Source organism: Halobacillus seohaensis (assembly GCF_042663045.1).
Taxonomy (GTDB): Bacteria; Bacillota; Bacilli; order Bacillales; family Halobacillaceae; genus Halobacillus_A; species Halobacillus_A seohaensis.
In genome coordinates, this window is record NZ_JBHSZV010000001.1 from 14104 (window position 1) to 30030 (window position 15927).

The 15927-nt window shown below is 38.2% G+C and carries 19 protein-coding genes and 2 pseudogenes; 3 read left to right on the top strand and 18 right to left on the bottom strand.

Features of this window, described 5'->3' with window-relative positions:
* Positions 1-70 precede the first annotated feature (70 nt).
* From ACFQIC_RS00080 to ACFQIC_RS00090, 3 genes and pseudogenes are all read left to right on the top strand, one after another.
* Positions 71-1231, top strand: a pseudogene (locus tag ACFQIC_RS00080) (MMPL family transporter); the annotation flags it as partial.
* A gap of 438 nt (positions 1232-1669) precedes the next feature.
* Positions 1670-2440 carry an MMPL family transporter gene (locus tag ACFQIC_RS00085; RefSeq protein ID WP_390216882.1) on the top strand — a complete coding sequence of 257 codons (771 nt, stop codon included), beginning with the start codon at positions 1670-1672 and terminating at the stop codon, positions 2438-2440.
* A gap of 7 nt (positions 2441-2447) precedes the next feature.
* The gene (locus tag ACFQIC_RS00090; RefSeq protein WP_204711988.1) at positions 2448-3017 is read left to right on the top strand and encodes a TetR/AcrR family transcriptional regulator; all 570 of its coding nucleotides are present in this window, start codon (positions 2448-2450) and stop codon (positions 3015-3017) included.
* 341 nt (positions 3018-3358) lie between these two features.
* On the opposite strand, the gene ACFQIC_RS00095 is transcribed toward ACFQIC_RS00090, so the two are convergent.
* The 18 genes and pseudogenes from ACFQIC_RS00095 to ACFQIC_RS00180 all read right to left on the bottom strand — a co-directional run bounded on the left by ACFQIC_RS00095 (position 3359) and on the right by ACFQIC_RS00180 (position 15341).
* Positions 3359-3511, bottom strand: coding sequence for a VOC family protein (locus ACFQIC_RS00095; RefSeq protein WP_204711990.1), 153 nt, complete (start codon positions 3509-3511; stop codon positions 3359-3361).
* 602 nt (positions 3512-4113) lie between these two features.
* On the bottom strand, positions 4114-5334 hold the full coding sequence (gene hmpA, locus ACFQIC_RS00100) for an NO-inducible flavohemoprotein (protein ID WP_204711991.1): 1221 nt from the start codon (positions 5332-5334) through the stop codon (positions 4114-4116).
* A gap of 574 nt (positions 5335-5908) precedes the next feature.
* On the bottom strand, positions 5909-6292 hold the full coding sequence (locus tag ACFQIC_RS00105) for a DUF302 domain-containing protein (protein WP_204711993.1): 384 nt from the start codon (positions 6290-6292) through the stop codon (positions 5909-5911).
* Positions 6293-6455: 163 nt separating this feature from the next.
* Positions 6456-7025: a class I SAM-dependent methyltransferase gene (locus ACFQIC_RS00110; protein WP_204711995.1), complete on the bottom strand. Its 570-nt coding sequence runs from the start codon at positions 7023-7025 to the stop codon at positions 6456-6458.
* Between the two features lie 59 nt (positions 7026-7084).
* Positions 7085-7312, bottom strand: coding sequence for a sulfurtransferase TusA family protein (locus ACFQIC_RS00115; RefSeq protein ID WP_204711997.1), 228 nt, complete (start codon positions 7310-7312; stop codon positions 7085-7087).
* Between the two features lie 14 nt (positions 7313-7326).
* Positions 7327-8460, bottom strand: a complete 1134-nt coding sequence (locus ACFQIC_RS00120) for an MBL fold metallo-hydrolase (protein WP_204711999.1) — start codon at positions 8458-8460, stop codon at positions 7327-7329.
* Positions 8461-8478: 18 nt separating this feature from the next.
* Positions 8479-8877, bottom strand: coding sequence for a DsrE/DsrF/DrsH-like family protein (locus ACFQIC_RS00125; RefSeq protein ID WP_204712001.1), 399 nt, complete (start codon positions 8875-8877; stop codon positions 8479-8481).
* 19 nt (positions 8878-8896) lie between these two features.
* The gene (locus ACFQIC_RS00130) at positions 8897-9469 is read right to left on the bottom strand and encodes a sulfurtransferase TusA family protein (protein ID WP_204712003.1); all 573 of its coding nucleotides are present in this window, start codon (positions 9467-9469) and stop codon (positions 8897-8899) included.
* A 12-nt stretch (positions 9470-9481) separates the two neighbouring features.
* Entirely contained in the window at positions 9482-9781 is a 300-nt protein-coding gene (locus tag ACFQIC_RS00135) for a rhodanese-like domain-containing protein (protein ID WP_204712005.1), read from the bottom strand.
* A gap of 200 nt (positions 9782-9981) precedes the next feature.
* Positions 9982-10242 (bottom strand): metal-sensitive transcriptional regulator, encoded by a 261-nt coding sequence (locus ACFQIC_RS00140; protein ID WP_204712007.1) that lies wholly within the window; start codon positions 10240-10242, stop codon positions 9982-9984.
* A gap of 322 nt (positions 10243-10564) precedes the next feature.
* Positions 10565-10894 (bottom strand): YidH family protein, encoded by a 330-nt coding sequence (locus ACFQIC_RS00145; RefSeq protein WP_204712009.1) that lies wholly within the window; start codon positions 10892-10894, stop codon positions 10565-10567.
* 155 nt (positions 10895-11049) lie between these two features.
* Complete coding sequence (locus ACFQIC_RS00150; RefSeq protein ID WP_204712011.1) at positions 11050-11826, bottom strand: sulfite exporter TauE/SafE family protein; 777 nt, start codon at positions 11824-11826, stop codon at positions 11050-11052.
* Between the two features lie 50 nt (positions 11827-11876).
* Positions 11877-12104 carry a sulfurtransferase TusA family protein gene (locus ACFQIC_RS00155; protein WP_204712013.1) on the bottom strand — a complete coding sequence of 76 codons (228 nt, stop codon included), beginning with the start codon at positions 12102-12104 and terminating at the stop codon, positions 11877-11879.
* Between the two features lie 66 nt (positions 12105-12170).
* Complete coding sequence (locus ACFQIC_RS00160) at positions 12171-13298, bottom strand: MBL fold metallo-hydrolase (protein WP_204712014.1); 1128 nt, start codon at positions 13296-13298, stop codon at positions 12171-12173.
* Positions 13299-13438: 140 nt separating this feature from the next.
* Positions 13439-14008: pseudogene (locus ACFQIC_RS00165) on the bottom strand (sulfurtransferase TusA family protein).
* Between the two features lie 48 nt (positions 14009-14056).
* Positions 14057-14353, bottom strand: a complete 297-nt coding sequence (locus tag ACFQIC_RS00170; protein WP_204712016.1) for a rhodanese-like domain-containing protein — start codon at positions 14351-14353, stop codon at positions 14057-14059.
* Positions 14354-14459: 106 nt separating this feature from the next.
* Positions 14460-14822, bottom strand: coding sequence for a rhodanese-like domain-containing protein (locus ACFQIC_RS00175; RefSeq protein ID WP_204712018.1), 363 nt, complete (start codon positions 14820-14822; stop codon positions 14460-14462).
* Positions 14823-14861: 39 nt separating this feature from the next.
* Entirely contained in the window at positions 14862-15341 is a 480-nt protein-coding gene (locus ACFQIC_RS00180) for a DsrE/DsrF/DrsH-like family protein (protein WP_204712020.1), read from the bottom strand.
* Between the last annotated feature and the right edge of the window lie 586 nt (positions 15342-15927).

Consider the following 15927-nt stretch of genomic DNA (forward strand, 5'->3'; position numbering starts at 1 on the left):
CCCGAATTTTGGATCCAAAATTTCTGAAATGGAAAAAGGCATCGATAAAATGATCGAAGGACAGAAAAAAATGGAGCAGGGAACAGGGAAATTAGTAAACAGCTATTCCAGCATGGGCAGTCAACTCAAGGATGTTGCAATGAAACTTCAGCAATCCTCCACACAAATGGATAAGGCCGCTGCAGGGAAACCGGCACAGCAGAAACAGGCAGCAGAGTTGAAACAGATTGGACTGAAACTTTACGGAATGGCTGATCAGATGGTTAACGCCTCCGAAAAAAGCGCCCAGCTTCCCGATGTATCCAATAATACCATCGATGGCCTGCAGGAGATGGAAAAAGGACTAAAAAGACAGCAGGGTCAACTGGATGAAATGAAAGAACAACAGGCTCAGCAGCAAAAGGATCTGGAAGAACTCGGAGAGGGGCTCGCAGAGATGGGCGAAAACCTCGGTTCCATCAGTGAAAATCTCAGAGAAATGATCACTTACTCAGACAGCACGTCGCCTGGCATTCCGAAAAAACAGGAGACCCTCGATCAAATGATTTATGAGGATGACGGATCGCTCCGTAGTATGTTTGATGACATGATTATTGACAGTCGGTACATGACATTCATGGTCAAGTTTACTGGTGATGCAACGGATGCCGATAAAAGTGAACTTGTTTCCTTCGTAAAGGATTACTTAAAAGAGAATCCGATAGAAGGAATAAGCACAATGGTGTCAGGCAAGCCGGTACTGGATGATTCGATACGGACGGAGATGAAAAAAAGCATGCAAAAAATGATGGGGCTTTCCATCTTGTTCATGATTCTCGTTCTCGGAATTGTATTCCGGGTGAGATGGCGCATACTGCCGCTTGTGACAATAATGATTGCAGTAATTGGAACGGTAGGATTAATGGGATGGCTCAGTGTGCCCATCACAATGGTTTCGATGGCGGTGTTCCCAATTTTGATTGGACTAGGGATCGACTATGCCATACAATTCCAGAGCAGATATACAGAAGAAATGACAGGGGAGGAACAATAAACGATGGAAAACAGAAGCACTGAAAGCGCCAAAAAGACTGTTACCAAGATGGCACCTGCCATCCTTACAGCTCTTTTGGCCACAGCCGTGGGGTTTTTAGCTTTGTATACGTCACCAGTCCCTATGATACAAGATTTCGGAAAAATGCTGACTATTGGTATGGTCGTTAGCTTCATCGTCGGATTGTTCATCCTAATTCCGATCTTATTTACCCGCGATCATTTTTTTGCAAAACCAAGAGAAAAAAGTAGAAAGGTAAAGAATGAGCATTCCAAAGTGGAGAAGGTATTTGGTGCACTCACCAACTTGATCATCAAACTCAGATGGCTAATCCTTTTTATAGCCATTGCCACAGCAGCTATCGGTATTTGGGGAGATATGAACACGGGAGTGGAAACAGATGTGGAAACCTTTATGCCTCAGGATACTCAGGAACTGGAGGATATTCACAGGCTACGTGATATCTTAGGCACCACTGACCAGGTTTCCATCATGTACAATACAGACGATGTACTTGATGAGGAATCTCTGGAATGGACGGAAGAATTGACTACTTCTCTTCCACGGGAATTCCCTTCTGTCGTGGTCGATACAAATTCATTGTCAGCGCTGTTGAAGCAAACAAATGATGGAGAGATGCCGGATCAGAAAGAAACAGCCGACATTCTAGCAGATATGCCGGAAGAACAGTTGAAGCTTTTTGTGAATGAAAATAGAGACAGCGCTGTCTTGAATGTCGGCATCAAGCATCTTGAGGCAGAAGAATTGCAGGATTTCATCGCAAGAATGGAAGCATACGTTTCAGATAACCGGCCGGAAGGCATCGATGCGACAGTAACCGGTAAATCGGTTCTGGATGTGGAAATGGTTACCGCACTGACAACAGGCCGATACAAAATGACGCTGTTAGGGATGGGCCTTGTTTTCATGGTGTTGCTGTTGATTTACCGTCACCCGGTTAAGGCATTCATTCCTTTACTGCCGATTTTGTTCATTGTCGGCTGGTCAGGTGGAATGATGTACCTGTTTGACATCAACTATACACCACTCACGGCAACCCTTGGTGCTCTTATTATCGGTATAGGCACGGAATTCACTATCTTGATTATGGAACGATTTTATGAGGAACGTCGAAAAGGATCAGAGAGACGGGAAGCGATCATAACAGCCAACCAAAAAATCGGCAAGGCCATTTTTGCTTCAGCTTTTACAACAATCGGAGGTTTCAGTGCTTTGCTTGTTTCCGACTTCGTGATCTTGAGCAATTTTGGTATGATGACATTAGTGAACATTTCCTTCGCTCTTATCAGCACGATTATCGTTCTGCCTGCAATCTTGATGCTCTTTGACCGATTTGTGCATACAAAGGGTGGCAAGGAAAGTGAATCGGAAACTATAATGGGGTGAAACAAATATGCGAGATAAAACAGACCAGATTTTGAATGCGGCAATCAAAATATTTATCAAAAAAGGGTTTCTCCAGACCACAACCCAGGAAATCGCCAAGGAAGCAGACGTGGCTGAGGTGACGCTTTACCGCAAATTTTCCACGAAGCAGAACCTGTTTGAGACCGTGGTGAAAAAAGCACTTGAGAATGAATTCCATACAAAAGTCATGAAGTTTGCAGAAGAACCGGAGACAGAGGATTTTTTAAGGCGCATACTTGATGATCGGCTTACGGCTCTGTCAAAAAATCGAAAGCTTGCCAAAACACTTCTAGCCGAAAGTTTTATGGGCCATTTAGCTGAAGATATTAATTTTCCGATTATTATTTATAACGGGCTCAAAAAAGGATTGGAAATTCACTTCGCTAGACTTGAAAATAAACCGGACATAGGTCTCCTTGCCAATCAAATAGGGGGCATTCTCCTCAGCAGTCTAACTTTCCCTTCGGAAGTACCTTATTATAAGCTCTCAGCAAAGAATAAGGAAGAACTGTTAAACGGATATGTCAAATCTTTGAAGACTATTATAGCCAGTTAATTTTAATAAGGAACGGAGAACGGGAGCTTTAGTAAATAAGCTAAAGGTAACAATTATAATTATACCTAGTTCTCTTTCACAAACCTTATATTACATCGGGTGTGATTGTGAATAAAACTTAAATCTTTAAACTACTTTGTTGCTAAAGTACGCTTTATAAAAATACCTACATTTACCCCCATCCAAAACAGGATGGGGGTATACGTGTTAGTAGTATTAAAAATTGATATTTCCTTATTGCGGGTTTGACCGCTTAGCTGGTATCACCCCTACGAGTAAGAACTTCGTCTAGGTTATCAACTTCAATTAACTAATCAGGTACTGGTGTGCCAGATCCTTCCTCAGATAAAAAATGATTTGAGTGCCATTTTCTCATTAGATCCATAGGTTGCAATAAATCTAAGGTCCATTAATTGATCAAGTCCTAGTATTTTCTCGTAAAAGTGTTTTGCTTTGGAAGTGTCCTGTGTTTCAATATTTGCAACAATTCGCATGACTTATTTCTACACCCCCATGGTATTTTGAAGTTTGTTTTGGAGTTACCCCACAAACTTCTCCATATAGGATAACCTCAGGATTACTACTCGAGAAACCTTCATAAAATTTAGCAAAAAAGATACTAGGTAATCCACCCAATAATTAGATTATCTCGAAACTGAGTCTTCCACAATCCTGCCCTTATGTGGAAGACTTGATTTCAAGATAACTGCCCTGTGAATTTCAGTGGTAAATGACGCATTAATTTCGGGGTTATTTGTCTTAAGAAGCTGATCCTAGACGAATTTGATTGCTATACAAAAACCATACGAATTCTTCGTATGGTTTTAAAAGATTTAACATAGGGGTTCTCGAGAAAAGAGTAAGCATTCTTCTGCAATCGTGCTCCTTTGCGGAAGAATGTTTACTTACCTTTTTCTACCATCCTTTTTAGTTCTTCTTTTATACTTTTTTAACGGATTCAATTTCTTTTTCAAACGTTTCCAATTTTTCTGTTATGGGTTTTAATGATTCCTGAAGCATCACTTGCAAGCACCTTTTCATCTTCTTTTAGAATGGATGGCATATACACCTCTTATGTGGTGATGTTAAGTAAAGTTTATGCTTCCTCGATTGTGCTGATTGGACTGAATAATTCATAGGTACTTTGCTCGTTTGGTACGCCCCACTCCTTAAGAGCACCGTTTATCACTTTCAAAAAAGGAAGGGGGCCGCAAAAGTAAAAATCTTTCCGGGTATCGGATAGCACCGTTTGTAGAAAATCTAAATCAATAAATCCCTCTTTATCATAACGATGTTCGGATCGGTCTTGTTCAGTAGGATTTGAGTAGCATACAAAAGAAGTGACGTTCTGATTTTCTTTCGCTAGTTTCTCAACGTGTTCCCTCATCGCATGGACATTACTATTCTGAGCTGCGTGAATAAACGTGATTTCACGTTCAGAATGATTTTCAACCAAGGTATTGAGCATACTCATCATTGGCGTTATTCCTACGCCTCCACTAAGCAAGACAATCGGTTGTTCTTCTGTTGTATACGTGAAATCCCCTGCAGGGGCTGCAATAGATAGTGTATCCCCTTCTGAAATTTCATTATGAAGGTAATTCGATACAATTCCGGCTGGTGCACCGTCTTGTGAATCCTCGCGTTTTACGCTTATTCGGTAATACTCCTTATTAGGAGCATCTGATAAACTATAATGTCTCATATGAAAGTACTTTTCGCCCTCTATATCTGCCTGTATTGTGAGATATTGACCAGGTTTATAAGAGGAAATAGGTTTACCGTCTTCAGGTTTTAAATAAAAAGAAGTAATGACATCGCTTTCTTTCACTTTTTGGTCTACATAAAAAGAACGATTCTCGATCCATCCACCTGATTGTTGCTCCGTCTGTTGGTAAAGTTTAGCTTCCGTTTCAATAAAGATATTTGCAATGGCTTTGTAGGCTTTCTCCCAAGCTTCTATGACCTCATCCGTTGCTGTTTCGCCGAGCACATCTTTCACAGCTTTGAGTAAAGTTTCACCTACAACCGGGTATTGTTCGGCCTGAACACCTAATGCCCGGTGCTTTTCGGTCACTCTCTCTACCATTGATTCGATTGCTTTTAGATTGTCAATATTGGCTCCAGCTAAATAGACGCCATATGCCAATGCACCTTGCTGAATACCACGTTTTTGATTCGTTTGGTTAAACATGTTGTACAGATCTGGAACGCGTGAGAATAACAATTCGTAAAACCTTTCACCAATTTCCTGGCTGTGCTCCTGCAATAACGGAGCCGTTGATTTGACAATCTTAATCGTACTTTGGTCAAGCATTAGATTACCCCTTTCGTATTTAATGTTGGCAGCATTGTTAGTGTGTACGTATTCACCTTTCTTAATCTTCTAGGGTGACAGGGTACTTATTTCACAGTGATCCAAGGTTACAGATACCCATGAATGGGTATCATTAATAATCTATTTAAAGGTGTATTTAAAATACACCTTAATGGTAACTCAGAATCATGTTTAAAGCAATATATAATACTACTTTAAATAAATGGACACATTTAGGAGACTGATGTGAATTTCAGTGGTAAATGACGCATTAATTTTAGGGTTACTTTTCTTAAGAAACTGATCCTAGACGAATTTGATTGCTATATAAAAACCATACGAATTCTTCGTATGGTTTTAAAAGATTATCGGATAATCATCTTTTTCAGTAATTTTAATGTTCATTCAGGGTGCACTCTATTGATACAAGCGTTCGACTAGCCAAAATCCTTCAAGGCAATTTCAACAATTAAAATAAAATAATTTAGGAGGTGTTTTTAATGAATATAAAGAAAAAGAACGATAAAGGTATTTAACCTACCTCTACCGTTCTAATCATGCTAATCTAACCCCTCTATACACTTTCATCAATACAAATAATTAGTCGATTTTCAATGTCCTCTGCAAATTCTTTAATAGATGTATCATTTACCATTTCAATTAAGGCCGTAGGCTTTGGTAATCCAATTTTCACTTGTCCTGCATCTTCATAAATGACTATTTTACATGGCAAAAAATATCCTACCATTTGGTTTTGGGTTAGCACACGTTGTGCTTCTCTCGGGTTACAAACTTCCAGTACAAGATAAGGTTGATTAAAATCTAATCCTTTTTCCTGTAACTTGTCCTTGATGTCAAATTGCCACAGAATCCCAAATTGCTCTTTCTTTAAGCTTTCTTCTAGAGATTGTAGAGCTTTGTCCATTGTTTTATTCGTTTCGACTGTATAATGAAACATTTTCTTCCTCCTTATAAACCTCTTATATTAAAAGACATTAGTTATGATAGAGTAGATGACGAATCCTGTTCCTACCAGGAACATTACTTTTTGAGAGGGTCACAGCGCCTTCCATATTCTCCCCATCTGTCTACATCACCTCCTACCGTAATCCTTTTCTAAATTACTTTAGCCTCGCTTTGATAGCATAATGTTGCTGATTTAAATCAATTAGCTCAACCTCTAAGTTCGCATTTTTAAGAATCTCGAGCATATCTGTAGCTGGGATCCTTTCGTGCAAAGGTGGCCCTGATTCTGTCTCAACAGCTTTCCACTCAATAAGAAGCATTTGCCCACCTGGTTTTAAAATCCGTTTAATTTCATTAAGTGTATAATCAATACTAGACACTTCATGAATAACTATGGAAATCAAAGCTTTATTTACTGATTTATCATCCAATTTAATTTTCGCTAAATCACTTTCGACAAAGTTAATGTTCTTGATACCTTCTTTTGTTGCATTCTCTTTTAACATATCTAGCATCTTGGGCTCAATATCAACAGCATACACAGTACTGTTGATATTTTGGGCAATTGGAATAGTAAAATACCCATTGCCTGCACCAAGATCAGCAACAACATCATTAGAGTCAAGGTCCAAGTATTCAATAGTTTTATCAGGTGGTAATAATTCTTTTCTCTCTTCACTTATTAAGATATGGGCTTTACCAGGATTAAACTTCTCACCAGCCATTATTCGTACTCCTTTTTCTATCAATTATGTATTAAAAGCGCCCCTCTTAGGGGCACTTTCTAACCTTTTTTAATCCAGAACTTTAATACGTCTCCTTCTTCTGTATCTTCCATCAGTTCATGCCCACCAGATTTGGTCCACGCAGCTAAATCACTTTTAGCTCCTTTATCTGTTGCATGCACTTCTAAAATATCCCCAACTTCCAGTTCATTCATTACTTTTTTGGTTTTAACGATCGGCATCGGACACGCTAATCCTGTTGCATCTAATACTTTTGCTGCTTCCATTATAATTGCCTCCTTTAACCGTGAACCGCACAACGGTTCGGTCCTATTTCCATTTCCCTTTGTTTTTCATTTTCAGGGTTAATTTTACCCATATTTGTTTCACGTATTTCTTGATATGCATTTGGTTGTGGAGGAAGGTTTTCCGTTACCATTTTTCGAAATACACCTTCGTCTTCTATTTGCAATCCTTTATTACGTTGATATAGATCTCCTAAACGAGCAGAGACACTGCCCTCATTACCTAGTTCTTCAGCAAATGAGTAGTGTGCAGGAAGAACAACTAGATCATCTGAAAGTTCTTTGTAGCGACTATAAAGTGTTTCCCGAAGGTCTCCAACCCAATCTTCCGCTTTTCCAGCTAAGTCTGGACGACCAATGGATTTAACAAACAAAATATCTCCTGTTAATAAATACTGATCATCAATGATTAAAGAAGTACTTCCCAGCGTATGACCTGGAGAATAAATTGGTTGTGCTCTCACAGTTGTGTTACCCACAACAATATCATTACCCTCTTCTAATGCTTCATAGTCAAAAGTTACCTCTGTTGCATCTTTTGGTGGCAGATAATAAGTTCCACCGACTTTTTCTGCTAATTCACGGCCTCCGGAAATGTGGTCTGCGTGTAAGTGGGTATCAATCAAGTATTTGATTTGTACATCTTTATCCTTAGCAAAGTCTTCATAGATATCAATCATGCGGTTTGTGTCAACTATTGCTACCTCCCCATTTGATTCAATCAAATAAGATAGACACCCTTTACCTAGACGAACAAATTGGTGAATACTGCCGCCATCACTAAGGTCACCAATTTTGACAGGTTCCAAATGTTCACTCCACGCTTTCATGCCACCTTCTAAATTAAAGACCTTGGTAAATCCACCTTCCTCTTCTAGTAGTTCGGCAACCATCTGCGATGAACCACCCTTGGCACATACCACAATCACTTCCTGATTTTTATCTAATTTGTCAGCAACTGGATCAATCCCCTCCAGTAAGTTAAAGTAAGGTTCATTTATAACTTCAACTTTTCCGCCTTCAATTTTCCAATCATCAAATTCATCCGTATTTCGAACATCCAAAATTAATGTTTCTTCATGATTAACAACTCTTTTTGCTACTTCACTCGTTGTTATTGGAGTTGGCAATTATATTACCTCCTTTATTTAAAATGTTAATGACATGTTTGCATCTTTCGCATATTCAACGAAGGAAGCTGCACCACCCACTTCAATTCCTTCAACAAACGCGTCTTTCTCCAAGTTCATAACATCCATCGTCATTTGACATGCGATCAACTTAACATCCATTTCTTGCGCCATACTTAATAATTCTTCAATAGAAGGAACATTTGTTTTTTCAAATCCTTCTTGAAAGTGTTCTTTTCCTTCTGGGATAGGGAGATTTTTATGTCCTTCCTTATGAATGAGATTTAAACCTTCAAAAGTAAAGAAAATACCTACTTCTGCATCAGATGCTGCTGCTGCACTTGCTACGTTAAAAACTTTGTATGCATCAAAAAGTGATCCATTTGATGCGATAATTGCTACTTTTGTGTTTGCCATTTCAAAATTCCTCCTACTATTATTGATTGCCCTCTGTTGGGCCTTCCCAATTTGACATGCCCGGAACAACATTTTTCACACTCTTAAAACCTTTTTCTGAAAGCTTTTGTGCAGCTAAGTCACTTCTACTACCTGTTCGGCAAATAACATGTATATCTTGTTCTTTGTTAATCTCTTCAAAACGTTCTTCTAATTCACCTAGAGGTATATTCACAGCACCAGGGATATGACCAAAGGCATATTCAGCAGGCTCACGAACATCAAGAACAGAAATAGCTTCTTCCCCTTCTACTTTGTTGTGAAGCTCCCCTAAATCGAGTACATTCTCATGTTTCGTCTCACCTTTAGTTTCCTCTTCACTTGCTTTTCGTAAATAGTGTTTCAAGACATCGCCATCTTCTACTGTTCCAAGATATTGGTGCCCTGTACTTTCAGCCCATGCTTTAATATCAGCCGTGGAGCCTTTATCTGTTGCTTGCACTTCCATTACTTGCCCAGCTTCTAAATTAGCTATTGCTTTCTTTGTTTTTACTATTGGCATAGGGCAAGCTAAGCCTTTTGCATCTAACACTTCATTTGCTGTAATACTCATTGTTCATCCTCCTCACTTCTCAACATCGTCTTCCCAATCCAGCATGCCGCCTTTCACATTCGTTACATCGTACCCTTGCTCAATTAAGAAGCTGCTAGCTTTACCACTTCTTCCTCCTGATCGGCAGACCATATAATGGTCCTGACCTTTATCAATTTCTTTAAAACGTTCAGGGATTTGCCCCAACGGAATATGTTTAGCACCTGGAATTTTTCCTTGCGCAACCTCTTCATCTTCTCGAACATCAATAATACTTAACTTTTCTCCTGCTTTTACTTTCTCAGTTAGTTCTTGGGCTGTGATTTCTTTCAAAGCTTTCCCTCCTAACTTTCTGTGATATTTTCCCCTATTATCTTGGGATTATAACCTCTTTTATACATTTACCCGTATGGGTATAAATTAAACCAAAAAAATATATTATATGGGATAGAATATTTAATTAATAAAAAGACAGACTAGTCAGAGATTTATTTTAACCTTTTGGAAAGCAAAAAATAACTTCTCGTACCAACTTATCTACTTTTTACAAGTAAATTGACCGCTTCTTTGATTAAATCCTCGGAGCTTCCCTCTGCTTGTTCTTCATTGCGAATACACTGTTCAAGATTGGTACTAACAACTAAAGCTGCTGTACGGTCAAGAGCACTTCTTACAGCTGACATCTGTGTCACAAGATCACGGCAATCTTTTTGCTCTTCCATCATTCTCTGCAAGCCTCTAATTTGGCCTTCAATTCTTTTAATCCTATTTTTCATTTGAGCATTGTATTTCATAGTTGTAAACCTCCTTCCTTAAGTTGCTCTCAATATGATCCAAAGTACTTACAATAATACTTTTGTTTGCTGACAGATCCATTATTGTCGGTCCGGAGAAGTTAGTATATAAGGCATCATTTATTTCTCTTCATATATTAATTCTCAGGCGGATATAGTTCTCTGATAAAGAATCATGAGAGTTAAAAAAATAATAATAGTCGTTAAGATACTCATGATTCTCTCTTATCTCGCTGTTGTTATCAATATTATATACCCGTAAGGGTATATTGTCAAATTCTAATCCTAGGTCAGCCGATCTCCATGATTAATTGTTCACGGATTAAAGAATAGAGAAATAAACACCAAATACTACAGCAATAATAATGACAAATATCCCTAAAAATATAGTAGTATATTTGGGTGTACGAAAAGATTGATTATTTATAGCCTCAGTTTTTTTCAGATAAGCAAACATGACCATAATTATAGTGGTTACTCCTAATACTACGGAAGCTATCCCGATAATATTAGCCAAAAAATCACCTAATCCAGTTAGCCCCGTATTCACCGTGAAATGCAAATTAGTAACAAGAAACCCTACACCCATAATGGCGATTGCTGTTCTAATCCATGCTAAGAATGTTCGTTCATCGGCCATATGTTGTTGCATATATGTTGAATCTTTTGTCGGTTTACGATAAACCTGTTTGACTGTTCATTAACATAGTAGTGTCCACCGACAGAAGAACAACAAGTCAGCTTCTCCAACTCAGCTTTTCAACGATCAACCTCTTACTATTGTCAATGTTAGTAATCCCTGTTTTTTTAAAAAATATCCATCCATATCTTAATCGCAGTACCCGCTATCAATACGGCTAAAATAACTTGCAACGCCTTCGTATTTACCTTTTTGCCTGCATGTGCGCCCAATGGTGAAGCAATTAAACTGGCAATAATCATAATGGCTGCTGGATAATAATCAACTTGCCCTGTTGTAACTTTTCCTACAGTGGCACCAATGGATGAGATAAATGTAATAGCTAATGATGAAGCAATCGTCATACGTGTAGGTATCTTAAGAACTACAAGCATGATTGGAACCAATAAGAAGGCACCAGCTGCTCCAACAATTCCTGCTCCGATACCAACAATTAAAGAAAGAAAGGCTGCTAACCACTTGTTGAATTCCACTTGATCTAACGGTATATCATCAATTCCTTTTTTAGGAATAAACATCATAACAGCAGCAATTAATGCTAAGATCCCATAAGTTAGATTTATTCCACCTTCAGACAATAATTTAGAACCATATCCACCAATAAAACTACCTATAAGAATAGTAATACCCATATAAGCAATAAGCGTTTTATTTAAATAGCCACCTTTTCGGTATGCCCATACGCCGCCAATAGTTGCAAACAGTACTTGGACAGCACTAATTCCTGATACCTCATGCGCTGTAAATGCCGCCACGCCGAATAATTGTGGAATGTATAAAAGCATGGGATATTTAATAATGGAACCACCAATACCGAGCATCCCCGAGATATAAGATCCTGCAAACCCGATTAAAAATATGGTGATTATAAAGGTTAAATCCATTCTACTCCCTCCTTAGGAAAGGGAACCATGTACATGGCCCCTGATAATGTTTAGGCTTTCTTAATCCAGAACTTCAATACCCCATCTTCTTCTGTATCTTTTAGTAATTCGTGTCCTCCAGATTTCGTCCATGCAGCCAGGTCGCTTTTCGCACCTTTATCTGTTGCATGAACCTCCAAAATTTGACCTACTTCAATTTCATTGATTGCCTTTTTTGTTCTAACAATTGGCATTGGGCATGCTAACCCTTTTGCATCCAGTACTTTTGTTACATCCATTTTCTATTCCTCCTACTGATTTATTGCTTTGAAAATTGATTCATAGCTATTCATTAAAGATTACCGTTAACGGACCGCACAGCGGTTTGGTCCTATTTCCATCTCTCTTTGTCTTTCTTCTTCCGGTGTAATCTTGCCCATGTTTGTTTCACGAATTTCTTGATATGCGTTCGGTTGTGGAGGTAGATTCTCCGTAACTAACTTCCTAAATTCTGTTTCATCTTCAATGTTTAAGCCGTGGTTCTTTGTAAATAAAGTGCCTAATTTTTCAGCAACACTACCATCATCGTTTAGTTCATCAATGATCATAAAGTGTGCCGGTAAAACGATAAGTTCCTCTGATAAGTCTCTGTAACGAGAATATAAGCTTTCCCTCAAATCACCAACCCAATCTTCAGCCTTCCCAGCTAAGTCTGGTCTTCCAATTGAATCAATGAATAAAATGTCACCGGATAATAGGAATTTCTCATCTACAACAAAAGATGTTGAGCCAATGGTGTGTCCTGGTGAATATAGGGCGTGAATATCTATTGCAGTATTCCCTATGGTTACTACGTTCCCGCCTTCTAACGCTGAATAATCAAATGTTACTTCCTTTGCATCTTTAGGTGGTAACCAGTATGTTGCACCTCTTTGCTCAGCAATCTTTCTTCCTCCAGAGATGTGATCCGCATGCAGGTGTGTATCAAACACGTTCGTAATCGTTGCTTCTTTACTTGCAGCAAAATCCACAAAAATGTTCGCCATACGTGTTGCATCAATAACGGCAGCTTCGCCATCTGAAATAACCATATAGGAAAGGCAGCCTTTACCGATACGTACGAATTGATAAATTTCGCCACCATCTTTTAAATCCCCAACTTTAACGGGTTCCAAATGCTCACTCCAAGATTTCATACCACCTTGCAGAAAAGATACGGTCAACCCTGATTCTGATAGCATTTCTGCTACCATTACAGAGGATCCTTCTTTTGCACAAACAACTAAGATTTCTTTATTTGAAGGGATCTTCCCCAGAATTTCTTCTACACCATCTAATAGTTCAAAATAAGGAACATTCAAATATTCGAAGTTGTCTCCTTCAACCTTCCAATCAACAAAATCACTTTCATTACGGACATCTAAAATAAATAGTTCTTCTTTGTTAAAAACCTTTTGCGCCACTTCGTGTGCTGTCACCATGTTTACAGTCATCTTCAAATTACCCCCTGCCGTATTATTTTTTATAAAAAAATATATTGGGTTAACCAGCCTTCCAAACCATTTGTTGTTTAAGGCTGATACACCACTATGAGGATTAAGACCAACCCCCATCAAGATTAAACACCTTGGCTTTACATTTTTTCTATTGCACCAGTCCATTCATTCATGCCTGGCAATACATTAACTACATTTGCAAAACCTTTGTCTGCTAACTTCTGAGCTGCAAGGTCGCTGCGACTACCTGTACGACAAACTACATACACTTTATCTTCTTTATTTAACTCATTGATACGCTCACCCAGTTCCTCCATTGGAATAGAGATCGCATTCGGTATATGATTAAATGCATATTCAGCCGTTTCTCTTACATCTAAGACAATTAGACTTTCATTCTCTGCTAACTTTCTTTTAAGCTCTTCGTTAGTAGTTGTGTTCGGGTGCTTTTTCTCTATGAAGTCCTCACCAGATGATTTTCTTAAATAATGTCTAAGAACTTCGTCTTCTTCTATTGTTCCTATATATTGATGTCCGGTACTTCCTGCCCATGCCTCAATATCAGCTTTTGACCCTTTATCTGTTGCCTGTACTTCGATGACTTACCCTGCCTCTAAGTCTTTCATTGCTTTTTTAGTTTTAACAATCGGCATTGGACATGCCAGACCTTTAGCATCCAATACAACATTTGCCTTTAAAGATTCCATATATACAACCTCCATGTACCTGCACAGGTATAAATTAACCTAAAGAAATTATTCCATTACACCTTCCCATGCCAGCATTCCACCAGTCATGTTAATAACTTTGAAGCCTCGGCTTTCAAGAAATTGTGAGGCACGGCCGCTTCTACCGCCAGAACGACAAACCATAATATATTCCTTTGATTTATCTAATTCATTCATTCGGAATTCAAGTAATCCTAAGGGAATGTTCACAGCGCCTGGGATTTTCCCTTCTGCCACTTCATCAACTTCACGAACATCAATAATATTCAGGGTTTTATTTTCTTGTAATGAATTTTGCAGATCTTTTGTAGAAATTCCTTCCATAGCAGCAAGCTCCTTTCACCTTTAAACATAGTCTACAGATCCTTTTGATGATGAATAGTTTTCAGCCTGTGTGATCTATCTTCATACTGAAAACTATTCATCCATACTACCTCCAGGCATTCATGCCACCTTTAACATTGGTTACATTTGTAAACCCTAATTTTTTCAAAGTTTTTGATGCCTTTTGACTTCTCATCCCACTTTGACAAATCACAATTACCTCTTTATCCATCGAAAGTTCTTTTGTTGCCTTTTGACCCAGTGTATGAAGGGGAATATTTTTAAAGCCTCTAATATTACTCCCTTTAAATTCAGCTGGTGTTCGAACATCAACAAATTGCTTACTCTTATCTTTCAATTCTGTTTTGAGGTTTGTCGTTGAGATATTTTTAATCCCTTTTGCAGGGAGAAACCGTTTAGCAATAAAGAATAAAACTAACGCATAAATAACATAATTTAAATATTCCATTTTAACGTCCTCCAATGAACTAATAAGGAAAGAGACCTATTATATAAACAAGTTAACATTTCCGTCTTCAGCGTCACCAAGATATGCTGCAACCCCTGCATAATCGAGACCATCTAACAATTCCTCTTTTTGAAGTCCTAATAACTCCATTGTCATCGTACATGCAACTAGCTTAACGTCTTGTTCTTGAGCCATCTCGACTAAGTTTGGTAAACTCATCGCATTATGCTTTTTCATTACATTCTTTATCATCTTTGGACCGAAACCAGCAAAATGCATTTTGGATAATCCCATTTTGTCTGCACCTCTTGGCATCATCTTCCCAAACATCTTTTCCATGAAGCCTTTTTTCACTTCAATATTTTCATCTTTTCTTAGAGCATTTAGCCCCCAAAATGTATGAAAGATGGTAACCTCATGATCGTAAGCAGCTGCACCGTTAGCGATAATATATGCTGCCATTGCTTTATCATAATCACCACTAAATAGCACAATGGTTGTTTTTTTCTTGTCTGTCATGTTAATCCCCCTGTTGTTGTTTTAAATACCATTACCCCTACGGGTATATAAATTATCAAAAATAAATCAGGTTCTGCAAATCAACTAACTTGCTAACCTGTCAAAACCTACAATATACCCCTGTGGGTAGTTTGTCAACAGCTTAAGAAAGATATTTACTAAGTCTCTAGAGTTTAAGAATTAAGTTCACCACAAAAATATTACCCACATATGATTATGTGTATTTTAGGCTTCACCCCAGATTCCACAAGAGTATCAATAATCCACATATCCTTATCAATAACGTTCGTTTTTGATAACAACCACCAAAGGAGAGGTTTCATTCCTCAATCCTTGGTATTATAGTTTCAAAAGTCATATCAGAAACAAAGTATTAATAAGTACACTTATTAACCTTTTTGATAACATATAAGTAACAAATCTCAAAAGGAATTACAAAATATGTTATTTGGGTAAGCCCGAGTCAGCACAAAAAATCAAAATTCACATATGCAATTTGATACTTTAAAGAAATATGGCGTAGTAAGCGCAAAATAACCCCCACCTATGAAAAGATGAGGGTTTGTTCTATGATGGAATTACTTCT